The sequence below is a fragment of the Bradyrhizobium jicamae genome (genome assembly GCF_018130215.1).
Lineage (GTDB): Bacteria > Pseudomonadota > Alphaproteobacteria > Rhizobiales > Xanthobacteraceae > Bradyrhizobium > Bradyrhizobium jicamae_A.
The window spans coordinates 300,716-323,504 of record NZ_JAFCKQ010000001.1; the positions used below are offsets into that span (position 1 = coordinate 300,716).

Annotated in this window: 20 protein-coding genes; 6 read left to right on the top strand and 14 right to left on the bottom strand. The window is 66.0% G+C overall.

The window, feature by feature from the left end; all coding sequences use genetic code 11:
- Positions 1-87 precede the first annotated feature (87 nt).
- From JQ586_RS01385 to JQ586_RS01395, 3 genes are read left to right on the top strand one after another with little or no spacing between them, the layout of a single operon-like run.
- Positions 88-894 (top strand): SURF1 family protein, encoded by an 807-nt coding sequence (locus tag JQ586_RS01385; RefSeq protein ID WP_212392682.1) that lies wholly within the window; start codon positions 88-90, stop codon positions 892-894.
- Complete coding sequence (locus JQ586_RS01390) at positions 866-2,257, top strand: ATP-binding protein (RefSeq protein WP_212392683.1); 1,392 nt, start codon at positions 866-868, stop codon at positions 2,255-2,257. The genes JQ586_RS01385 and JQ586_RS01390 overlap by 29 nt, the downstream gene beginning before the upstream one ends.
- Entirely contained in the window at positions 2,250-2,783 is a 534-nt protein-coding gene (locus JQ586_RS01395) for a response regulator transcription factor (RefSeq protein ID WP_409410947.1), read from the top strand. Before JQ586_RS01390 ends, JQ586_RS01395 begins: the two co-directional genes overlap by 8 nt.
- Before the next feature lie 87 nt (positions 2,784-2,870).
- On the opposite strand, the gene JQ586_RS01400 is transcribed toward JQ586_RS01395, so the two are convergent.
- The 8 genes from JQ586_RS01400 to JQ586_RS01435 all read right to left on the bottom strand — a co-directional run bounded on the left by JQ586_RS01400 (position 2,871) and on the right by JQ586_RS01435 (position 12,346).
- Positions 2,871-3,269, bottom strand: a complete 399-nt coding sequence (locus JQ586_RS01400) for a nuclear transport factor 2 family protein (RefSeq protein ID WP_212392685.1) — start codon at positions 3,267-3,269, stop codon at positions 2,871-2,873.
- Between the two features lie 117 nt (positions 3,270-3,386).
- The gene (locus JQ586_RS01405) at positions 3,387-4,625 is read right to left on the bottom strand and encodes an MFS transporter (protein WP_212392686.1); all 1,239 of its coding nucleotides are present in this window, start codon (positions 4,623-4,625) and stop codon (positions 3,387-3,389) included.
- Positions 4,626-4,755: 130 nt separating this feature from the next.
- Entirely contained in the window at positions 4,756-5,181 is a 426-nt protein-coding gene (locus JQ586_RS01410) for a DoxX family protein (RefSeq protein WP_212392687.1), read from the bottom strand.
- Between the two features lie 298 nt (positions 5,182-5,479).
- Positions 5,480-6,274, bottom strand: a complete 795-nt coding sequence (locus tag JQ586_RS01415) for a CarD family transcriptional regulator (protein WP_212392688.1) — start codon at positions 6,272-6,274, stop codon at positions 5,480-5,482.
- 439 nt (positions 6,275-6,713) lie between these two features.
- Positions 6,714-7,052 (bottom strand): ferredoxin FdxA, encoded by a 339-nt coding sequence (gene fdxA / locus JQ586_RS01420; RefSeq protein WP_212392689.1) that lies wholly within the window; start codon positions 7,050-7,052, stop codon positions 6,714-6,716.
- Between the two features lie 128 nt (positions 7,053-7,180).
- Positions 7,181-7,450, bottom strand: coding sequence for an RNA-binding S4 domain-containing protein (locus JQ586_RS01425; RefSeq protein WP_212392690.1), 270 nt, complete (start codon positions 7,448-7,450; stop codon positions 7,181-7,183).
- A 20-nt stretch (positions 7,451-7,470) separates the two neighbouring features.
- The gene (locus tag JQ586_RS01430) at positions 7,471-10,980 is read right to left on the bottom strand and encodes a helicase-related protein (protein ID WP_212392691.1); all 3,510 of its coding nucleotides are present in this window, start codon (positions 10,978-10,980) and stop codon (positions 7,471-7,473) included.
- 535 nt (positions 10,981-11,515) lie between these two features.
- Positions 11,516-12,346 carry a DUF3108 domain-containing protein gene (locus JQ586_RS01435; RefSeq protein WP_212392991.1) on the bottom strand — a complete coding sequence of 277 codons (831 nt, stop codon included), beginning with the start codon at positions 12,344-12,346 and terminating at the stop codon, positions 11,516-11,518.
- A 347-nt stretch (positions 12,347-12,693) separates the two neighbouring features.
- On the opposite strand from JQ586_RS01435, the gene rpmB reads away from it, so the two are divergent.
- Entirely contained in the window at positions 12,694-13,002 is a 309-nt protein-coding gene (rpmB, locus tag JQ586_RS01440; protein WP_212392692.1) for a 50S ribosomal protein L28, read from the top strand.
- Between the two features lie 138 nt (positions 13,003-13,140).
- Here rpmB and JQ586_RS01445 read toward each other — a convergent pair whose 3' ends face one another.
- On the bottom strand, positions 13,141-13,524 hold the full coding sequence (locus tag JQ586_RS01445) for a hypothetical protein (RefSeq protein ID WP_249147184.1): 384 nt from the start codon (positions 13,522-13,524) through the stop codon (positions 13,141-13,143).
- Positions 13,525-13,652: 128 nt separating this feature from the next.
- Here JQ586_RS01445 and JQ586_RS01450 point away from each other — a divergent pair, with 128 nt between their 5' ends.
- Together JQ586_RS01450 and JQ586_RS01455 are read left to right on the top strand one after the other, a co-directional pair.
- Positions 13,653-14,315, top strand: a complete 663-nt coding sequence (locus JQ586_RS01450) for an SOS response-associated peptidase (protein WP_212392694.1) — start codon at positions 13,653-13,655, stop codon at positions 14,313-14,315.
- 1,076 nt (positions 14,316-15,391) lie between these two features.
- The gene (locus tag JQ586_RS01455; protein ID WP_212392695.1) at positions 15,392-15,616 is read left to right on the top strand and encodes a hypothetical protein; all 225 of its coding nucleotides are present in this window, start codon (positions 15,392-15,394) and stop codon (positions 15,614-15,616) included.
- Positions 15,617-15,758: 142 nt separating this feature from the next.
- Here JQ586_RS01455 and JQ586_RS01460 read toward each other — a convergent pair whose 3' ends face one another.
- From JQ586_RS01460 to JQ586_RS01480, 5 genes are all read right to left on the bottom strand, one after another.
- Positions 15,759-16,721, bottom strand: coding sequence for an alpha/beta hydrolase (locus tag JQ586_RS01460; RefSeq protein WP_212392696.1), 963 nt, complete (start codon positions 16,719-16,721; stop codon positions 15,759-15,761).
- Positions 16,722-16,785: 64 nt separating this feature from the next.
- A complete protein-coding gene (locus JQ586_RS01465) occupies positions 16,786-20,286 on the bottom strand; it encodes an acyl-[ACP]--phospholipid O-acyltransferase (RefSeq protein ID WP_212392697.1) in 3,501 nt (1,166 codons plus the stop codon).
- Positions 20,287-20,588: 302 nt separating this feature from the next.
- Positions 20,589-20,816: a hypothetical protein gene (locus JQ586_RS01470; protein WP_212392698.1), complete on the bottom strand. Its 228-nt coding sequence runs from the start codon at positions 20,814-20,816 to the stop codon at positions 20,589-20,591.
- A gap of 199 nt (positions 20,817-21,015) precedes the next feature.
- A complete protein-coding gene (locus tag JQ586_RS01475) occupies positions 21,016-21,432 on the bottom strand; it encodes a hypothetical protein (protein ID WP_212392699.1) in 417 nt (138 codons plus the stop codon).
- Positions 21,433-21,587: 155 nt separating this feature from the next.
- Entirely contained in the window at positions 21,588-22,700 is a 1,113-nt protein-coding gene (locus tag JQ586_RS01480) for an NADH:flavin oxidoreductase/NADH oxidase (protein ID WP_212392700.1), read from the bottom strand.
- Positions 22,701-22,789: the final 89 nt, after the last annotated feature.

The window sequence follows — 22,789 nt, forward strand, 5'->3', positions numbered from 1 at the left end:
GGCGACACAGACTCCGCTCCATCTCTCCCGCCTGCGGGGGTGGGAGCGAAGTCCCGACGCGGCCGCAATCTTGCTCTCCGTCGCTACATGCTGCTCACGCTCGGCATGCTGGGTGTGGCGATGCTGACCGGGCTCGGCGTCTGGCAGATCCAGCGCCGGACCTGGAAGCTGGCGCTGATCGAGCGGGTCGAGCAACGCGTCCACGCCGCACCGACGCCACCGCCCGCTCCGTCATCGTGGCCTGCGGTGACGGCCGCCGGCGACGAATACCGGCACGTCACCGTGAGCGGCACGTTCCTGCACACGGACGAGACGCTGGTGCAGGCCGTGACATCTGATGGTCCCGGGTCCTGGATGTTGACCCCGCTGCGCACCGCCGACGGAACCACCATTCTCGTCAATCGCGGCTTCGTTCCATCAGACAGGCGCGATTCCGCGACACGGCGCCAGGGCGATCCGGAGGGGGCGGTAACCGTTACCGGCCTGCTGCGGATGTCGGAGCCGAAGGGCGCCTTTCTGCGCAGCAACGATCCCGCGGCCGGCCGCTGGTACTCGCGCGACGTCGCTGCAATCGCGGCAACACACGGGCTGCCGAAGGTGGCCCCGTTCTTCATCGATGCCGATGCGGCACCCAACGCGGGCGGCATTCCGGTCGGCGGGCTCACGATCGTCCGGTTTCCAAACAACCACCTGATTTACGCGCTGACATGGTTCACGCTGGCCATTATGCTGGCGGCTGCGCTCCTGCGCACCATCAGCGGCAGGGGTCGCGCCTGCGCCTCCGACCCAAGCTTGGACTCAAGGCGCGCCGCCGTGCGCCGCCTGATCGGCGCAGCACGCAACCTGTCTCGCAACCCAGGCCCAGATGCTCGAGCGCACATCGGATCGGCATGACGAACAAACGGCGGCGGACCAGGCCGTGACGCTGACCGCCGGGACCGAGTCTGCCGCCGCGCAACTCGATCTCGCTGCGTTTTCGCCGCCCGACGTCGCCACCAACCGCAAGAACATGGCCCTGCTGATCCAGCTGCGCTGGACGGCGGTGGTCGGGCAGATCGTCACCATCGCCTTCGTCGAGTTCTGGATGGGCATTGCGCTGCCGCTGCTGCCGATGGCGGCGGTGATCTGCGCGCTGGCGGCGCTCAATCTCGTCAGCTTCCTCTGGCTGCGCTACCGCGCCGACGTCAACAACCGCGAGCTCCTGATCGCGCTGACGCTGGACGTGGCGGCGCTGACCACCCTGCTCTATCTCAGCGGCGGCGCGACCAATCCGTTCACCTCGCTCTATTTGCTGCAGGTGACGCTGGGCGCCGTGCTGCTGGACGCGCCGTCGACCTGGTCGCTGGTGGCGCTGGTCTGCATGAGCTACGCCTGGCTGACCGGCTACTACGAGCCGCTGGCGCTGCCGCACGAAGGATTTGGCGATGCGTTCAGCCGGTACATCGCCGGCACCTTCATCGGCCTCGTGCTCGATGCCGTGCTGCTCGTGGTGTTCGTGACCAGGATCAACCTCAATCTGCGCGACCGTGACGCCCGCCTCGCCGCGCTGCGCCAGCAAGCCGCCGAGCAGGATTACATCGTCCGGATGGGCCTGTTGGCCTCGGGTGCGGCGCACGAGCTCGGCACGCCGCTGGCCTCGCTCTCGGTGATCCTGGGCGACTGGCGGCGGATGCCGGCGCTGACGTCGGACGATGAGCTGTCGCAGGATCTCGGCGAGATGGAAACGTCGCTGCAACGCTGCAAGTCGATCGTCACGGGGATCCTGCTGTCGGCCGGCGAGGCGCGCGGCGAAGGCTCCGCGCCGACCACGGTCGACGCCTTCCTGACGGCTCTGGTGGACGAATGGCGGACGACGCGGCCATCGGCCACGCTCTACTTCCGCAACGCCTTCGGCGCCGATCTGCCGATCGTGTCGGACATTGCGCTCAAGCAGGCGATCTTCAACGTGCTGGACAACGCCGCCGAGGTGTCGCGGGACTGGATCGAGCTGACGGCCGAGCGCAACAGCGACACGCTGGTGCTGTCGGTGAGCGACCGCGGCCCGGGTTTTGCGCGCGAGATGCTGTCGCATGTCGGCAAGCCCTACCAATCGACCAAGGGGAGTCCCGGCAGCGGCCTCGGCCTGTTCCTGGTGGTCAATGTCGTGCGCAAGCTCGGCGGCGTGGTGACGGCGCGCAACCGGCCCGATCTCGGCGCCTCGGTCAGGCTCGAGCTGCCGCTGTCGACGCTTGCGATCGGAGACGATCGTCGTGGATGAACGCCAGCTCCTGATCGTCGAGGATGACGCGGGTTTTGCCCGCACGCTGAGGCGCTCGTTCGAGCGCCGCGGCTATGGCGTCATGGTCGCGGCCTCCCTCGACGAGGTCCGCCAGCTCGTGGAGCAGCAATCGCCCGGCTATGCCGTGGTCGACCTCAAGCTCGCCGGCGGCGCCTCGGGCCTCGCCTGCGTCGAAGCGCTGCACGCGCATGATCCCGAGATGCTGATCGTGGTGCTGACGGGGTTTGCCAGCATCGCGACGGCCGTCGAGGCGATCAAACTCGGCGCCTGCCACTACCTGGCCAAGCCGTCGAACACCGACGACATCGAGGCCGCTTTCTCCAAGGCGCAGGGCAACGCCGCCATCGAGGTCGGCGCCCGCCCGACCTCGATCAAGAACCTGGAATGGGAGCGCATCCACCAGACCCTGATCGAAACCGATTTCAACATCTCCGAGACCGCCCGCCGACTCGGCATGCACCGCCGCACGCTGGCGAGAAAGCTCGAGAAGCAGCGGGTGAAGTAGCTGATGCAGCCTGGCCAGGGCACGGTGCAATCCGGGATTATCGGGACTTCGGCGAAGCCCCGATAATCCCGGCCAGATGGAGCTCCATCAGGTCATTGCGAGAACGTCCGCCGCCGTGTCGATGTATTCCTGAAACAGCACCGCCTTTCCGTTGCGGTACTTGAAAACGTGGGCCCATTCGTTCTTTACGATCTTGCCTGTTCTCTTTGCCCGCGCGGTCAGCGTACCCAGCACCACCACGGTATCGCCCTGCTCGATCATCTGATGCGGCGCAAACTCGCTGAACTCCAGATTCTCGCCGACGCGGGCGAAGAAGTTTGCGATCTCCTGCTTTCCCCTGAAGGTGCCGGCCCAGGGCAATTTGTCCGGAGGACCCGGGGTTATCCAGGTGCAGGTGTCATCGATCAGATCGCTCAGAAGGGCAGGAATATCACCACGTTGAAATGCCTCGTAACCCTTTCTGGTTGCTTCAACATTGGACGTCATCGCGATTGCTCCTCGCTGAATGAATGGTACTCCTCATGCGCATTCCAGTAGCAGCAGCGCGCCCAGCATAGCACGCGGCATGCCGGTTGCCGCGGCCATCGGCGGAAAAAGTGCGCCTCACGCAGCCGTCGTGCTGAGGCCGCGAGGCACCGCGAGTGCGCGCCGTGGCAATAGCAGCGGCGTCGCCAGCATCAGGAGGCCGGCGATCGCAATCGCAGGACGCGCACCGGCAACGCCCGCCAGCACGCCCCACAACGCGGTCAGCGCCGCAATCGTTGCGTTGCTGGTGATCGACCAGGCCGACAGCGTGCGCGCCGTGCGGTCCGTCTCGATCTGTCCGAGGCGATAGGCCGCGAACACCGGGTTGAACACGCCGACGCTCGTGACGATGCCGAGTTGGAGGATCATGACGAGCACGATGCCGGCGGCGCCTGCCGGAATGAAGGCAAGACCGAGCGACCAGCAGGCGCGCAGCGTGCCGGCCGCAAGCAGGACGTTGCGCTGGCCGAACCGCGCGACCAGTCCCGGGGCGAGGCGTGCGCCGATCAGGCCGCCGATGCACGGCGCACCGAAGGCGAGCCCGTACTGCCAGGGCGCGAATCCGAGCCGGCCCAGCATCAGCACCGCAAGCAGCGGCGCCGTCGCCATGATCAGGCCGTTGACCAGCACGGTGTTGAAGAACAGCAGTCGCAATACCGGGTGGGCGAGGATGGTGCGCCATCCCGCGAGGAGCTCGGCGGCGCGAAAGCCTCGCGGGTCCCGTCGAACTGGCACCGCCTCGCCGCCGCCGATCGCGCCGATCGCCATTGCCGAAAGAACGAAGCTGAGCGCATTGGCGATCACCGTCGCGACCGGACCGAACAATCCGATCGCCGCGCCGCCCAGCGGCGGCCCTATCGCGGTGGCGGTCCAGGTCGTGGCCTCGAGCCGCCCGTTGGCCGCAACGAGGTCCTCGGGCTGCACCATCGCCTTCAGGCAGGCGCCGCTGGCCGCACGGAAGGCGATATCCGAAGTTGCCACGATGATCGAGACGACAAGAAGCTGCGCGACGGTGAGCCACCCGAAGGCGAATGCGACGGGGATGCTGACGGTCGCGGCGAAGCGCACGAGATCCATCGCGATCATCACGGCGCGCTTGCGGTGGAATTCGACCCACGGCCCGAGCGGCACCGCGACCGCGGTGCCGATGGCCAGGCCCGTGGCCGCGAGCGCCGAGACGCTGGCGGGGCCCGCATGCAGCACCAGGATCGCAATCAGCGGAAACGCGTCGAAGGCGATCCACGTCCCGAACGTCGAGACCGCAAACGCCGTCCAGAGCCAGCCGAATCCACGGCCCGGCGATCGTCCCGCAAACATGCCGAGCCTCCCGCCGGTCCCGCGATTGCCTGTCCGCCAGCGCGGCACAGCAGGTCTGAGTCGCAGCTGTCAGCCAAGCGGTGATTTTGCCAGACCGCATGCATCGGCAAGCCAGGTCGGTGTCGATTGACTAGGCAGCTCTCAATTGCAGTCGAGCGGCGGACGAGGGAACCAGCGCATAAAGCCCGTCACCCAACAGTGCCTGGATCACAAGCATGACCGACCAGACGACGGGGAGTTCCGAGCCGCCCCCGACAAAGAAGAAGCCCTTGCGCACGGCCCAGAATTGCGCCGCTCCGGCCATGAGCGGCAGGGCGTAGAGTGCGACCCAACGTGTCCAGATGCCCGGTATCAGCAGAATGGCGCCGAGAAACTCGGCGGAGATGCAGTACCATGGCGTGAACGCGGGATATCCGTTCGCTGCAAAGCTCGACCACCAGGTGTGTAGACCACCCGGAAGTATGGTGAACTTCCAATATAGATGCGCAATGAAAAGCGAGCCGAGGGTTACGCGCAGCAGGAGCGCCGCCAATGGCGCGGTGCGTTGATCAATCAATTTGTCCTCCTGGAAACAAAGCTCTGTTGTGGCCTGGCATCCTCCGCGATTGAGCAAGCACCAGTCTCATTCACGACAAGCCGAGCCGCAATCGCGACCTTCGGAGTGACCGTCGCGCGGACAATCGGCTGCCGATGCCTCCGCGCCTTTCCCGACTACCTGCCCCGTCGTATCGGTGGACTGCATCCAGATCGACCGCGCAATGCGGGTGAGCTGCACAGGACGGCCAGCGCGTCGTGCAAAAGCAAAAGGCCCGGTCTCTCGACCGGGCCTTTGATCTGAAATCTGGCAGCGCTGCTTACGCAGCTTCGTCCTCGACGGCGTTGTCGTCGCCGTCGCTGTCCATATCCTCACCGTCGGCATCGCCCTCGGCGTCGCCTTCAGCGTTCTCGGCCTTGGCGCCGCGGCGCGGGCTCTTCGCGAGCTGGCCCTCGATCTCCTTGATCGCTTCGGTCTCGGTCGAGTGCTGCACGACGGCGATTTCGCGCGACAGACGGTCGAGCGCAGCTTCATAGAGCTGCCGTTCGCTGTAGGACTGCTCGGGCTGCGATTCCGAGCGGTAGAGATCGCGGACCACCTCGGCGATCGCGACGATATCGCCCGAATTGATCTTCGCTTCGTATTCCTGGGCGCGGCGCGACCACATGGTGCGCTTGACGCGGGCGCGGCCCTTCAGCGTCTCCAGCGCCTTCTTGACCAGCGCCGGGTCCGACAGCTTGCGCATGCCGACATTGGCGACCTTCGCCGTCGGGACACGAAGCGTCATCTTGTCCTTCATGAAATTGATCACGAACAACTCGAGCTTGGCGCCCGCGATCTCCTGCTCCTCGATCGCCAGGATCTGGCCGACGCCGTGGGCGGGATAGACGACGAATTCATTGGCCTTGAAGCCCTGACGCTGGGTCACGACCTTCTTCTCTTCCGGACGCGGCGGAGCGGCGGCCGGCTTCGCGGCAACCTTCGGAGCAGCGGCGGGGGCGGCAGCCTTGTGGGCGGCCGGCTTCGGCGTGGCGGCAGGCTTGGGAGCAACCTTCGCGGCACCGGTCTTCGCGGCTGTCGCTTTCGCGGCAGTCTTGGCAGTCTTGTCTGGCATCAGGCTTCTTTTGTTCTTTGAGGACTTTGCGGCCGCCGCCCTCTTGGCATCCTTCACGGTCGCCTTGGCACGGCCCTTGGTTGCGCTGCGAGCAACGACAGCGGATTTCTTGGTCGTCTTTGAAGCACTCTTTTTACGCGTTTTCTGTGACACAGCCTGCGCGCGGAAACTGCCACGCCCCTGTTCGATGTTGCGGGAACCTCGAAGCCACAGGATACGCGTGGCAGGGGGGTTCTTGGCTTGTAATGTGCCGAATATAGCACATTTTCCGCAAAAATCAATGATTTAGGCCCGATTCCGGACATATCGAGGGACCTTCCGGTCATATGTCCGTCATTAGGGTTAAATCGGCAGGCGAAACAGCGTCGGGAGGGGGCAATGCCCGCTCAATTCAGTCGTCCCGGGACGCCTCGAGGCGCCCTGGAGCGGGATCAGCGAATCAGTCGCCGCTCCCCGGATTCGGAGAAAAATATTTCTCGAACTTGCCTTCCTTGCCTTCCCACTCCTTGGCGTCCTCGGGCGAGTCCTTCTTCTGGGTGATGTTCGGCCAGGTCTTGGCGTAGTCGCGGTTGACCTCGAGCCACTTCTCCAGGCCCGGCTCGGTGTCCGGCTTGATGGCATCCGCCGGGCATTCCGGCTCGCACACGCCGCAATCGATGCATTCGTCAGGGTGGATGACCAGCATGTTCTCGCCCTCGTAGAAGCAATCGACGGGGCACACCTCGACGCAATCGGTGTATTTGCACTTGATGCAGGCTTCAGTGACGACGTAGGTCATCCAAAACTCCGGAAACAGTCAGCTTTTTCTGGGGTTGCCTAGCGCAGGAATACCGCAGCCGCAAGGGACGCGGGCCCCCAAAAAGCGCCAGGCGTCCGGCACAAATCCGAATTGCCGTCCCTAGATAGCTATTCCTTGCCGCCTTGCAAATCGTCGTAGAGGACCCGCGCGGAAGCCGCGTCGCCGCGCCGCTCGGCGAAGCCGATCACTTTCAGCACGCGGACGCTGTTGTCGAGCGCAACGGTGACGACATCGCCGAGCTTCACCGCATGTCCCGGCGATTTCTCCCTGACGCCGTTGATGCGGACGTGGCCTGACGCGACGAGCTCGGCAGCGCTGGTGCGGGCCTTCACCACCCGCGCGTGCCACAGCCATTTGTCGAGGCGCTGTCTGTCCAAGTCTTCGCCGAGTGTCCGGACTAGTCCTTGCGGTTACCCGCGAGCTGCTCTTTCAGCGCGGCGAGCTTGGCGAATGGCGAGTTCGGATCGATCGGCCGGTCGCGCTCGCGCGGCGCGCTCGACGCGTAGGGCCGGTGCGACGGCCCGCCATCGCGCTTGTCGCGACCGCCCTTGTCGCGACCGAAATCACGGCCACCGCGATCCCGCTCGCCGCGATCGCCCTTGCGGTCGCCGCCGAACTTGTTGTCGCGCCGCCGCTCATTGTCACGGTCGCGGCCCTTGCCCTCGAAGCGCTCGCGGCGATCGCCACGCTGCTCGCGGGCCGGCGCGCCGTCAGCGGGTGCCGATGATGCAGCCGCAGCCTCGGCAGGCGCGCCCTCACGCGGCGGTGCACGGAAATCATGGTGACGGCGCGGCCGGCGATGATGCTCGCGCTTCTCGCCCGTTCCGCCTTCGCCGGGCGTGGCGGCTTGCGCGCCGTCGGCGGGCTTGCCCTGATGACGGCCACGATTGCGGTCGCGGCTGCGATCGTGGTGACGCGGGCGATGCTCGTCGGAGCGGCCACCGGGGCGCCAGACCTCGACCAGTTGCGGCTCCGCCGGCACCTCGGCAGCTGCGGCTGGTGCGGCCTCGGTTGTCGCGGCGGGAGCTTCTCCTTCAGCGCTCGCAGCTTCCGCGGGCGCATCGGGAGCGGCCGCAGGGATTTCGCCGGTCGCTTCCGGCGCGGCGTCGTCCACCGGTGCCGCGGCGAGAGCGGCAGGCTCCGGCGCGGCTTCTGCCGCAGGCTCCGGCTGCGTCTCGACGGCGCCAGCCGTCTCGTGGCTCGCGGCAGGCGCGAAGCCGACATCAGGCAGCAGCGCCGCCGACGGCGCGGGATCGCCGGTGACAGGCAGATCGGCGGCCTCCGCCTCCGGCGCGTCAGCGACGGCCTCGTGGCTGGCCTCGACCGCGGCATCCGCGAGGACTTCAATGTTCGCCTCGGCCGGCTGCGCCTCGGCGGCGACGGCCTCCGCGCTCTCGGCGGCCACGCTTTCCGTGGCCTTGGCGGCCTCGACCGGCTTCGGCGGCAATGGCGGGCGGCGGTCCATGCGATAGCCGAGCGCGCGCAGCACCGAGGCGAAATCCTCGCCCGCCGAGCCAGTCAGCGAGGTCATCGCCTGGGTCACGACGAAGCCGCGGCCGTCGAAGGCGCCGGCGGGCTTCTCGCCCGGCGAGGTCTCGCGCCAGGCCAGCGCTGGGCGGATCAGATCGGCGAGCCGCTCCAGGATGTCGACGCGCACCGCGCGCTCGCCGCACTGGCGATAGCCGAGCACGCGATAGGCATCGCGCGCGAGCTGCTTGTCGACCGGGAACGAGGTGCGGCCGCTGGATGCCAGATGCTGCACATTCGACAGCGCGGTCATGTCGACATTGCTCTGCTTCTCGGCCCACAGCAGCGAGGCGAGCGCGCGCGCCGCCGGCTTGAGCAGCTGCGGAAAGTAGATGTGGTAGGCGCCGAAGCGCACGCCGTATTTGCGCAGCGTCGCGCGCGAGGGCTGGTCGAGATCCTTCATCTCGGCCGAGATCTTCGAGCGCTCGAGCACACCGAGCGCCTCGACGAGCTGGAATGCGATGCCGCGCGCGATGCCCTGAAGATCCTCGGCCCTGGACAGCTCGAACAGCGGCCCGAGCAGTTTCTCGATATGCGTCTTGAGCCAAAGGTCGAGCCTCGTCTGCACGGCCTCGCGCGAGGCGCCGGTCAGCCGCTCGTCGGAAATGATGCGCAGGCGCGGATGCAGGGCGTCGTCGGCCGCGACCAGCTTGGCCACCGCGTCGCCGGTCCAGCGGATGGTGCCGTCGGAGGTCAGCACGAACTGGTCGTCGGGAGCGGCGCCCAATTTCTCGGCACGCGCGTCGATCTCGCGCGCCAGCACCTGCTGGGCTGCGGCCTGCAGCGCCTTGGCGTCGCTTCCGGCCTCGGCCGCGTCTGGTGCAAAGGTGAAACCGTCGAGGCGGCCGATCACATGGCCTTCCACGATGACGTCGCCGGTCTTGCCGATTTCCGTATTCAAAACTGAGTTCTCCCGCAGGCGGCGCATCAATACACTGGTCCGCCTGTCAACGAAACGCTCCGTGAGCCGTTCATGCAGCGCATCGGATAATTTATTTTCCAGCTCGCGCGTGATCCCCTGCCAGTGGTCGGGGTCGTACAGCCAGTCCGGCCGGTTGGCCACGAAGGTCCAGGTGCGGATCTGCGCGATCCGGCCCGACAGCGTGTCGATATCGCCGTCGGTGCGATTGGCCTGGTCGACCTGGGTGGCAAACCATGCGTCAGGGATACGCCCCTTTTGCATCAGGAAGCCATACAGCGTGCTCACGAGTTCGGCATGGGCCGCCGGCGACAGTTTCCGGTAGTCCGGAACCTGGCAGGCCTCCCATAGCCGCTCCACGGCGGCTGGGCCATGTGCCATCTCGCGCACCTCGGCGTCGCGCGCGACGTGATCCAGCACGCGCTGATCCTCGGCGATCGGCGCCCGAGTCAGCGCCTCGTGGCTCGGCGGCTGCGCCAGAGACACCTGCAGCGCCCCGAGCGAGGCGAAATCGAGCCTGGCGTTGCGCCATTGCAGCATCTTGACGCTGTCGAAGGTGTGGTTCTGCAGCGCATTCACCAGCTCCGGCTCGAACGGCGCGCAGCGGCCGGTGGTGCCGAACGTGCCGTTGCGGGTGGCGCGGCCGGCGCGCCCTGCGATCTGCGCGAATTCGGCCGGCGTCAGGCGGCGGAACTGATAGCCGTCATACTTGCGGTCGGAGGCGAAGGCGACGTGATCGACGTCGAGATTGAGGCCCATGCCGACGGCGTCAGTGGCGACGAGAAAATCGACGTCGCCGTTCTGGAACATCGCGACCTGCGCATTGCGTGTGCGCGGGCTCAGCGAGCCGAGCACGACCGCTGCGCCGCCATGCTGGCGGCGGATCAATTCGGCGATCGCATAGACTTCGTCCGCGGAGAACGCGACGATCGCCGTTCGTCTCGGCTGCCGCGTGATCTTGCGATCGCCGGCGAATTCGAGCGTCGAGAGCCTCGGTCTCGTGACGATCGATGCGCCCGGCAACAGCCGCTCGATCATCGGCCGCATGGTCGCGGCGCCGAGCAGCAGCGTCTCGTCGCGGCCGCGGCGGTGGAGGATGCGATCGGTGAAGACATGCCCGCGCTCCAGATCGGCGGCGATCTGGATCTCGTCGACGGCGAGGAAGGAGACGTCGAGATCGCGCGGCATCGCTTCCACGGTCGAGACCCAGAAGCGCGGCGCCTTCGGCTTGATCTTCTCCTCGCCGGTGACCAGCGCGACGTTATCGACGCCGGCGCGATCGGCGATCTTGTTGTAGACCTCGCGCGCGAGCAGCCGCAGCGGCAGGCCGATCAGCCCCGACGAATGGCCGAGCATCCGCTCGATCGCGAGATGCGTCTTGCCGGTGTTGGTGGGCCCCAGCACCGCGGTGACACCTGCGCCGGGCGCCCGGTCCGTTCCGAACGAAGTTGAGAAAGCCATATTTTACAGGTGTTTCTTGTTGCCGCGTGTCGCGGATGCGCGCCTAGAAAGTCACCTCGCCCCGCCTGCGGGGAGAGGTCGGCGCAACGCGCCGGGTGAGGAGGACTCTCCGCGGGTCGCACTCGTGGTGAGAGCCCCTCACCCCGACCCGCTCCCCGCAAGAGCGGGGCGAGGGAGAACATGCAGCTCGCTCTTTCAATATCGTTACTCCGACGCGGTCCAACAACACGGCAGGAAATCTGTCTCACTCTGCGACGCTTTTCGCGCCGGAATTAGGATTCGGAACGAGTCTAGAACGAATCGCGGCCGAATCGCTGACTCCCGTTCAGGCCTGAAACGTTCACCGCAACATCTCGGTGCAACCCGAGACGGCGGCACTAGATCAAGTTTGAGCTGTCACCACAAGCCGATGACATGGGGACAAATTCCTTAAACTTCCGGCACGGCCGAGTCGAATCAGAAGCGGACAAGAGTCAACTGGATTCGTGCTTCCCGTGATTTCGGGCGCGAGCCCCGCGAATGGCGGCACTTGCCCTTACTGCGTCTTCGCCACGCGCGGCGGCGCGGCCGTGGTGACGAACGAGGTGGCCTCGAGCATCGCGGGCCCGAGCGGGGTCGGGATCGTCATGCGGAACGGCACCAGGATGCGGGTGCCGGCGATCGGGACGAAGGCGATCTCGATGTTGCGCTGGGCGGCGAGGTACTTGATCACGGGTCTATCCGGGATATAGCCGGAAATCGGCACGAAGTAGATCGCACAGACCAGCGCCGGGCCGTGATACCCATGCTCGGCCTTCACGTTCTCCACCCGCTTGAAATCGAGCTTCAGGTCGTAGCGCATGCGGCCGTCGAACACGCCGGCGCCGGTGCGGCAGGAATCCGGGCTCATCAGGTCTGCGGTGCCCCCGACCCGCAGCATCGAGCCGGTCATCGGGTCGAACACGCCCTTCTTGTGCGCCTCGGTGATGGGCAGCCGGTCGGGATCGACCGGAGGCTCCGGCTCGATCGCGTAATCCTTGATGTTGCCGTTCGCCAGCACCATCCGGATGGTCTCTGATTTCTTCGAGGTGGTGGTGGTCGCGGTGTAGGCGGTCGCGACCAGCGCGCCGTTGACGACCCGGCCCTGCGAGGCCCCGGAGCCGGTGCCGCCGGAAAACGCCTTCAGGAGCCCCGCGGTGCCGCCCTGCGCCGAGGCCGAGAAGGTTTCGTCGCCGATTTCGATGGTCCAGGCGCCCTTGCCGACCGGGATTCCGGCGAGCGTCGCCTCGTACTGGGCGTCGAGCCGACCCTGGGCCTTGGCGCCATCAGATCCGAACAGCAGGAAAGCGCCGGCCAGAAGGCCGAGCAGCCACCCGGACGGGGGCAAAATGGCAATTGGGGTGGTCACTTACCTGACGGTCCTGCTATCGGCGCTGCGTCGTGTCCATTTAGGCAGTCGATCCCGACCGGACAATGCGCACGGCTCGTATGGAACTGACGGTCGCAGCCGAATACGCCCTTTATATGGTTGTCGTATCACAGGTTAAGTGGCTGGAACGGCTCGTGAACCGGCAATTTCCGGGACCGGAATGCCCCGATATAATCTTGACGCTAGGGCCGTCTGCCCCTATACACCCGCGGTTCCTGGAAAATGGACGCGAATTCAAAACCCCCGCGCGGGCCGTGTGATTGCACGCCTGGCAGAGAGGCGGGGATGGAAAAGGATTTTGTAGGATGTCCCGGCGCTGCGAACTGACGGCCAAGGGCCCCCAGGTGGGCCACAAGGTGAGCCACTCGAACATCAAGACCAAGCGGCGCTTCCTGCCGAACCTGGCCAACATCACCTTCATCTCGGAAGCGCTCGGCCGCAACGTGCGCCTGCGCGTCTCGACCAATGCGCTGAAGAGCGTCGACCACAATGGCGGCCTCGACGCCTATCTGCTGAAGGCCAAGGCCGACCTGCTCTCGCCCCGCGCGCTCGATCTCAAGCGCGCGATCGAGAAGAAGGTCGGCAAGCCGGCACCGGTGAAGAAGGCGAGCTGAGCTAGCTGCACGCGGAAATCGCGGAGAGAGTTTTGGACGGCCGGGTCGATGACCCGGCCGTTTTTGTTTTTGCAAGCACGCGTTCTCCCACCAGAATTGCCGTGACGGCCGCGAGCGTCATTAGGCAAATTCACTTCCTCATCTCTCCTCCGTCGGAAGCACCCATCTGTACGGCGTGATCTCCTGCTGTTCCGTGAGCTTGATCATGTGCACCGGCGGTGCGTAACGACCCTTGCGGCAGGAGCGACATTTCAGCGAAGCCTCCAGCTTCCATATCTCGGTATCGCGTGGACGGCGGATCGCCGAGAGCGGCAGGCTTGCGCGGGCCTTGCACCTGTTGCACTCGACCTCGAGGAAATGCAGCCCGCCGTTGATGCATTGGCCGATGGTTGGCGATGGCTGCGCTGGGCCTCCATAGCCCTCCATCCGCATCGACCAAGCTTCAGCTTCCGCGCGGTCTGCAGTGCAGACCGCACGCTTCGCCTCCTCGCGCGCGCTCCGTGCGCGCATATTCGCGCCCATGATGCGCCCGCCCCAGATGACATCGCGCGACCTCGTCCCCATGCCCACACTACAGCCACGCTTGCAGGTCGATGCAATGCCACTAGTATTGGGATGAAAGCGGCGCCCGGCACAGCAGGGCTTGGTCAATGTGCAATCTTTATTCGATCACCACGAATCAGGAAGCGATCCTGCGCCTGTTCCGGGTGGTCAATCGCTACGTCGGCAACCTTGCACCAATGCCTGGCGTGTTTCCGGACTACCCGGCGCCGGTCGTGCGCAACGCAGGCGACGAGCGCGAGATGGTGCTGATGCGCTGGGGCATGCCGCCTCCACCAAGGAATGGCGGTCCGCCGGTCACCAACATCCGCAACACGTCATCGCCGCACTGGCGCGGCTGGTTGAAGCCGGAACACCGTTGCCTGGTGCCGCTCAACAGCTTCGCTGAATATGCGCCTGAGCCGAACCCGACGACGAAGAAGAAAGATGTCGTGTGGTTTGCGCTGTCGGACGATCGGCCGCTTTGTGCGTTCGCCGGCATCTGGACGGAGTTCAAAGGCGATCGCGGCACCAAGTCGAAGCCGATTCCAGGACCGCACCTGGTCTACGGCTTCCTCACGACGGCGCCGAACGCGATCGTCGGGCCGATCCACGAGAAGGCGATGCCGGTGATACTGACGACCGACGAGGAGCGCGATGTCTGGCTGCGCGCTCCATGGGATGAAGCAAAGGCGCTGCAAAGACCACTGCCCGATGATGCGTTGAAAATCGTAATGCGAGGCGAGGACAAGGAAGACAAAGCCGCCGCGTGAGGCGAAGCGCGAATTCAGTTGCAATCGCGGCGAAGCGGGGCGTGCGCCGAAAAATCTAATTTCGCCAGCAATTTCAAAGCGACTCACCCTGTCCAGTCCCGCGCGCGAAAATATTTCGCTTTTTCAGAACCCCAAATCAGATTTACAAAATGCGTATCCCGCCTCCTCTGGGAGGGGCGTATCGCGATCGTCACGGACGTTGGAAGCGGGATGCGGTGGACGGGATGGGCGCGCGCGACGAGCGGGCTCATCGCGGACGAGCGAAATCGTGCAGGCCTGACGCCCTAGTGGCAGGTGTCGAGTCCGTTTCGCGCGCAAGCGCAGACGCGGATGACGGTGACAAAAGAGCCCAGTCTCGCCGGGGAGAGCACGTATAAGCCGTAAACCATCCGCGCGGGGAACGCCGGGACTGCCCGGCCGTACCTGTGGTCCTACCCCGTGCTTTTTGTTGCACGGGCCCATGGGTGCGTGCTGGCACCCGGCGTTCCCCGCGCCCTCTGCGCACAAAAGCGAGGGTCGAGATGCCGCAAGACTCGGGCCGATCAGACCGCGAGAATGCGGACGCCTGCCTCTCGCGCTGTTTGAGAACGTGAATCGACCGGACACCGGGCTGCCGCGCGCCGCTGCGCGTGCGTAGCGCGAAGGAGATTCTCCTCCGCCTCATTGCAGGCGAAGCACAAACATCCATCGCAAGGCACGCGGAGAGACAAGTCTGCTTCGCTACCAATGCGGTGAAACAATGACACCGCCGTCACTGGCAGCAGGCGTCAGACCTCGTCACGCGCGCTGCAGGCGGAGCGCGGTGAAGGAAACCTTAACGGACACGAATTGCTCACGACATTGCGAGCGCATGCGGCGCATGCAAAACGAGGCGATCTCTTATCTCCGCCGATGTGCGAACGACGCCGTCCACCACGCTTGCGATTCGTGTGACGGCGCTCACAGCGGCCGTCACGCAGTTGCAGGAAGATCACGGTCGGCACAACTCGTCGTGAGGCGCATGCGCGCACACTTGGGAAAATGCTGCACCGTACATAGATCGAAACACAAGAAGATCCCAACAAAGGAATTGGTCAATGCAAGTTCGCGCAGCCGATACGCGCGGAAGATTGGTGCCTGCGATCGCAGCCGCCGCTGTGGCGGTGCTGGCGACGGCAGCGCTGCTTCTCATCGAAATCAATCCACCCCGCAACGAGGCTGTGGGCGAGCCCGGCATGATCACCGCAGCTGCCGCCAACCGCGCCGGCGCCACCGTGCGCCCGACAGATCCGATCACGACCGGCAGCGTGCGCTACCGGTAAGGCGCCCTGCTTCCCCATCGTCGTCCCGGCGCAGGCCGGGACCCATTACACCAGCTGCACACGTGGCGCGACGCTGGGGCCGCATGCTTCTCCCTCGCCCCGCTCTTGCGGGGAGAGGGTTGGGGTGATGGGTGAAGCGCAGCTACACTCCCCTGTCCAACAACACCTTGAAATCGGCGCGTGCGCGCTGCGCCTCGGTCCGCGCGGTTTCCGAGGCATCGCCGAGTCCGAAATAGCCGTGGATCAGGCCTTCGCCGGGATGATATGTCACCGGCACGCCGGCCGCCGCGAGCGCTTTCGCGTAAGCCGCGCCCTCGTCGCGCAGCGGATCGAACCAGGCCGTGGTGACGACGGCGGGCGCGACACCGGCAAGGCTCTTCGCGCGCAGCGGCGAGACCCGCCAGTCGAATGCCTGAGCCTTGTCGGAGAGATAATGGCCGGCGAACCATTCCATCACCGCGCGCGACAGGAAGTAGCCTTCGGCGTTCTCGGCGCGCGACGGATATTTTGCGTTCTCATCCCTGTCGGCGTAATTGCCGACGACGTCGGTGACGGGATAGACCAGCAATTGCGCGGCCAGCCTGATGCCGGCGTCGCGGCAGGCAAGCGCAGTGGTCGCGGCGAGATTGCCGCCGGCTGAATCGCCGGCGAGGCCGACACGCGAGAGGTCGCCGCCGAATTCGGCGATGCGCGCGATCACATCGCTGACAGCCGCGAACGCATCTTCGAACGCGCCGGGAAAGCGCGTCTCCGGCGGGCGGCGATAATCGACCGAGATCACGACCGCGCCGGTCTCGATCACGAGGTTGCGCGCCTGGCGATCATGGGTCTCGAGATCGCCGGCCACCCAGCCGCCGCCGTGGAAGAAGATCACGGTTGGCGCTGTGGTGCTGCCATTGCGATAGAGCCGCGCCTTGAGCGGCCCGGTGGCGCCCTGCACCTCGATGTCGCGCGCGGTGTCGACCGGCGGTGGCGGCACCGCGGCGCGCGCATCGGCGAGAGCCCGCAGCGAATCGCGCGCGCTCTGCGGCGTCATGGTGGCGGGATCGCGCAGCGGCAGCAGCGGGATGATCTTCTCAACGAGGGGATCGAGCGGGAGGGGCATCAGGAGTGCTTTCTTCGGGAGCAGTTGCCGGCATCTGACAACATGCTCCCGGAAAGCACAACACTCAGGCGACGTGTTGCTGCAAATGCTCCGGCTCGATCCGCGCCGGCTCATTCTGCGTGGCGGAATCAGACGCTTCGGCCTGCGGCGCAGGCGGCGCCGCGGCGAGTTGCTCCGCAAGTTGCTCCGCAAGTTCCTTGGCCAGCGCAGTGGCGCCGACATAATCGGTCTTGCCGGTCCCGAGCAGCGGCACCTTGTCGACGACGCGGATGTCGGCGGGCACGGCGAGTTCGGAGGCTCCGACGCTCTTGGCCTGGCGCTGCATGGCGGCGCGATCGGCATCCTTTTGCGTCGTGAGCAGCACGATGCGTTCACCCTTGCGCGCGTCGGGGATCGAGACCGCAACGGACATCGCCTGCGGCCACAGCGCGCTCGCCATGGTCTCGACCGCCGAGAGCGAGACCATCTCGCCGGCGATCTTTGCGAAGCGCTTGGCGCGGCCCTTGATGGTGATGAAGCCTTGCGCATCGACCACGACGATATCGCCGGTATCGTGCCAGCCCTCGGGCAACGGCTCGAGCACGCCGGGATTTTCGGCGCGGAGGTAGCCGAGCATCACGTTCGGTCCCTTCACCGACAGCCGTCCGCCCTCCTCGATGCCGGGGACCGGATCGAGGCGGTACTGCATCAGGGGCGAGATGCGGCCGACGGTGCCCTGGCGGTTGGCCATCGGCGTGTTCATCGCCAGCACCGGCGCGGTTTCGGTGACGCCGTAGCCCTCGAGGATGCGGACGCCGTAACGCTCCATGTAGACCTGCCGTGTGCGCTCCTTCACCGCCTCGGCGCCGGCGATGACGAGCCGCAGCGTGCGGAAGTCGTAGGCATGCGCCGAGCGGGCGTAGCCGGTGAGGAAGGTGTCGGTGCCGAACAGGATGGTGGCGCCGGTCTGGTAGATCAGTTCCGGCACGATCCGATAATGCAGCGGCGACGGATACATGAAGATCGGGATGCCGCCGAGCAGCGGCATCATCATGCCGCCGGTGAGGCCAAAGGAATGGAACACCGGCAGCACGTTGAACACCTTGTCGCGCGCATTGGCGTCGACCCGTGCCAGCGCCTGCGCCGCGTTGGCGAGGATGTTGCGATGGGAGAGCACGACACCTTTCGGCGTGCCTTCCGAGCCCGAGGTGAACAGCACGACCGCGGGATCATCAGCCTGACGCGCCACGCGCGGCGCAAGCCCGGCGCGGAAGCCCTGGATCTTGTCGGCGAGGCTGATGCTACCGCGCACGTCCTCGAGATAGACGACGCGGGCCTGTTCCGCGATCGCGGCCATCAGCTTGTCGAGCTTGCCCTTCTCGATGAACGCCTTCGAGGTCAGCACGGTCCTCACCTGCGCGGCCTTCATCGCCGCCAGCACGTTGACCGGGCCGGCGGAGAAGTTGAGCATCGCCGGCACGCGGCCGATGGTCTGCAGCGCCATGAACACGACGGCGACGCCGGCCGAGTTCGGCAGCAGCACGCCGACATTCTCTCCGACCGAGGTGCCCTGCTCGAGCTTGCGGCTCAAGACCTGCGCGCCGAGGACCAGCTTGCGGTAGGTCAGTTTGGTGCCGAGCGCGTCCTCGATGATCGGCTGGCCGGTGTCGCGATCGCGGCAGGCGTGGCCGAGGCCCTCGAACAGCGTCTGGTCGAGCATCGCGTTCTTGACCATGGCGTCGATCATGACGTCCTGAAGCGCGGCGCCGGCGGCGTTGCGGCGGGCCTTGCCTTTCAGCGTCTCGTCGATCGGCAGCTTCACCGGCGGCAGGATCGAGATCGTCACCTTGGGGAACCAGACGCGCTTGATCTCGCCGTTCCTGAGATAGCTGAGATGCGAACGTTGCGCGCCCTCGATGCGGACCGGGACCACGACGGCATCGGCCTTGTCCGCGATCATCGCGGTGCCGTCATAGACCTTCATCAGCGAGCCGGAGACCGTGAGGCGCCCTTCAGGAAAGATCACCACCGGTTCGCCGGCGGCAACCAGCTTGATCAGGTCGCGCGCGGCCAGCGGCTTGGTCGGGTCCATCGTGTAGTGCTTGATCATCTTCAGGAACGGCTTGGCCCACCACGCCTTCGCGATGCCGGTGTCGACCGCGAAGCTGGCGTCGATCGGCAGCATGGCGTGCAGCAGCGGGCCGTCGACCAGGCTGACATGGTTGGGCGCGATCAGCATGCGCGTGCCTGCGGGCGGCAGGTTCTCCATGCCGCGCACCTCGAGGCGGAACAGCGCCCGGAACAGCAGCGCGCCGAAATCGCGCACGCCCTCCTTGCCCCATTTGGTGAGCACGAACCAGACCGTGCCGAAGCTCGCGACCGCAAGCCCGAAGAAGATCCAGGCGATCGCCAGCCCCGCAGATTGCAGCGCAGCGACCAACATGGCGCCGGCGACCATGAAGCCGGCCTGCAGGATGTTGCCGGCGGCGATGATGCGGGCGCGCTCGGACGGCTCGGTCCAGGCCTGCACCGCGGCAAAGGACGGCACCACGAACAGGCCGCCGCCGAAGGCGAACAGGAAGAAGTCGAGGAGCATGCGCAAGCCGCCGAACGAGGTCGCGAATGCGGCCGCGGTGACGTCGGTGCCGAGCGAGGTGTGACCGATCGCCCAGGCGAGGTCGAGGCCGACGACGCCCATCACGATGGATCCGATCGGCACCAGGGCGAGGTTCGGCCTGACATGGCTGAGCTGGGCGGCGAACAGCGAGCCCGCCGCGATGCCGATCGCGAAGATCGCAAGGCACAGCGTGACGACGCCTTCGGTACCGCCGACACCCTCCTTGATCAGCGCGGGCAGCAGCGACAGCACGATGGCACCGACCATCCAGAACCAGGACACGATCACCATGCCGTCCCACAGCCGCGGCTCGGCATAGAGCGACTTCAGAAGGCGCGCCGTCGAGGTCCAGGGATTGGCGGTGATGCGAAGATCGGGTGCCGAGGGCTGCGTCACCGGAATGCGCGAGGCAAAGCCCCAGGACAGCAACGACAGGCCGACCACGGCGGTGCAGATCCAGCCCATATGGCTCGCGCCGGCCACGAACAGGCCGCCGGCGATGGTGCCGATCAGGATCGCCATGAAGGTCGCGCCCTCGACCAGCGCGTTGCCGGTGGCGAGCTCCGACACCGAGAGCTGGTCCGGCAGCATGGCGTATTTGACCGGGCCGAACAGCGCGGCGACGACGCCGAACAGCGCCAGCGCCACGAACAGCAGCGGGATCGAGTGCATGAAGAAACCGGCCGCAGCGAAGCCGGCGGCGAATATCTCGAAGAATTTCAGGCGGCGCGCGACCACCGACTTGACGTAGCGGTCGGCGAGTTCGCCGCCGAGCGCGGATAGCACGAAGAACGGGAAGATGAACACCGCGCCGGCGACCGTGACCAGCATCGGGCCCTGCCCGGTGGTCGCGCCATAGAGCAGCATGATGACCAGCGCATTCTTCAGCACATTGTCGTTCAGCGCCGAGCAGAACTGCGCCCAGAACAGCGGCGCGAAGCGGCGGGACGACATCAGTTCCTTGATCATGACCGTTTCCTTGGCGTTTCCTTGGGTTGGGGCGCGCGGCCTCAACGAGGCGGGGATCGTGGGTGCCGGAGAATGAGCAATGCGAATGGAAGAGGTGCCGCAGCCTTTAGTCTTTTTCGTCACGCATGGGTTCGAACCGGCACCTACCGCTGCGCCGGCGCGCGGCGACCATGCCCGGCGAAGATGTACGAGACCTTGCTTCGGCCAGCGGTTGAGCGAGGTATCGGGCGGTGAACGCGAGCCATGGTGAGTGCTTTGTTGCGGATTCGCGGACAATTGCCGCTCGCATGTTCAACCCCGGCTCAGGTCAGGTCGCTCAAGCCGGCGAAGGGTGACAGAAACCGGTTGTGCCGGCGCGCCGCGCGCTTGTCCGCGCGTCGCTGCTCCAGGACGCCCGCGACGTCACAGGCACGCGCGATGCGCTCGATCGGCGCGGTCGCCAGATGGATGACGACACGGCCAAAGCCCTTCGCGAACTCGAGGGCGTCATCGACGAAGGTGGTCGTCAGCTGAAGTGCGAGGGTCTGCATGTGTGTGGCCTCCTGAGCCAAATTTGAGCAATGCTCAAGATATAGACCAGAAATGAGCGACGCTCAAGATGAATCTGAGGGAGGCCGAAAGATTTTTGCGCCCGGCCGCAGGGAACCATGGTCGCGCTGGGCAAATCAGCCCGTAAACCATTGTAATAAAATCATATTTCGGTGAAGCCGCGCAGCCGTCCCGCGCCAATCACGCGCGAGTGCGCGCAATCGTGCCGGCAACGATCTGCATGGCGACGCCGACCACCCAGCCCGCCATGATCACCGCGGTCCAGGCGACGTCGGGTTCACTGCGCAGAACGATCACGCCGACCGAGAAGAACGCGACCAGTGTCGCGAGGAAGGTGCCGACCGCGCTGAGGAACTCCGCCGCATCGATGCTGCGCGTCGAGCTGCCGGTCTTGGGAAAGGCCAGTTGCGGCGTATCGATGCCGAGATAGAAACCGATCGCACCGAGCAGCATCATGACGAGCAGGAACGCCTGCGAGGTCAGCGCCGAAATGCTCGACCCGACATGAATGGCGACGAAGAGGCCGCTCGCGGCTCCCGCCATCGCAAGACCGAAGCGCTCCAGGATATGGGCAAACTTTCTGACGCGGACCTGCATCGCCCTGCCCTCATCGATCGCCCCTTGCCTCAAGCTAGGCCGATTTGCCGCATCCCGAAAGACGCTGCCCTCTCACATGAGCGCGACCCGCGTCACGGAGTGAAGCGCGAGGGCAGATGAACTCCTGCACCGGTCCCGCGCCTGGCGAGAGCAGCCTACCGCGCCCCGAAGGTGGTCGCGCCGAACAGCGCCTTTTGCGTCGAGGGTTGCGAGCGCCAGTATTGCGGCGGCGCGCTCACCTCGCCGCCGAGCGTGGCGGCGGCGTGCCAGCCCCAGCGCGGGTCGTAGAGCATGCCGCGGGCAAGGGCGATCATGTCTGCCTTGCCGGAGGCGACGATTTCCTCGGCCTGCTTCGCCTCGGTGATCAGGCCGACCGCCATCGTGGTGACGCCGGTCGCCTCCTTCACCGCCTGCGCCGCCGGCACCTGGTAACCCGGGCCGAGCGGTATCTTCTGCAGTGGCGAGACGCCGCCGGAGGAGATGTCCATCCAGTCGACACCGCGCTTCTGCAATTCTCTGCCAAATTCGACGGTCTGCGCGAGGTCCCAAGCGCCCTCGACCCAGTCGGTCGCCGACACGCGGACGCCGATCGGCTTGCGATCCGGGAACGCAGCCCGCACCGCGTCGAACACTTCCAGCGGAAAGCGCATCCTGTTTTCAAGCGACCCGCCGTACTGGTCGGTGCGCTTGTTGGCGATCGGCGACAGGAACTGGTGCAGCAGATAGCCGTGCGCGCCGTGCAGCTCGAGCGCGTCGATGCCGAGCCGCTCTGCGCGCTTCGCCGCCGCGACGAATGCATCGCGGATCCGCTTCAGGCCGGCGTCGTCCAGCGCCGCCGGCGGCGCTTCGCCGTCCTTGTGCGGAGCGGCTGACGGTCCCACGGTCTGCCAGCCCCCGTCGGCGATCGGGATCAATTGCCCGCCCTCCCAGGGGCGCTGGCTCGACGCCTTGCGGCCGGCATGGGCCAGCTGCATGGCAACCGCCGCCTTCGAATGCTTGCGCACCGAAGCCAGGATCGGTTTCAGCGCCGCCTCGTTGGCGTCGCTGTAGAGGCCGAGGCAGCCCGGCGTGATCCGCCCGATATCCTCCACATGGGTGGCCTCGATGCAGAACATCGCGGCGCCCGACAGCGCCAGCATGTTGATGTGCGTGAAGTGCCAGTCGGTGGCGGAGCCGTCGACCGCCAAATACTGGCACATCGGCGAGACCATGATGCGATTGGAGAGTTTAAGGCCACGCAGCTCGATCGGGGAAAACAGGGTGCTCATGCGGGGAATATCCGGACCTGAAAGAAGAGGCGCGGTTAACATAGAGGCGGCAATCGCGATCACCAACCGTCCTGACCGCCGAATGGAGG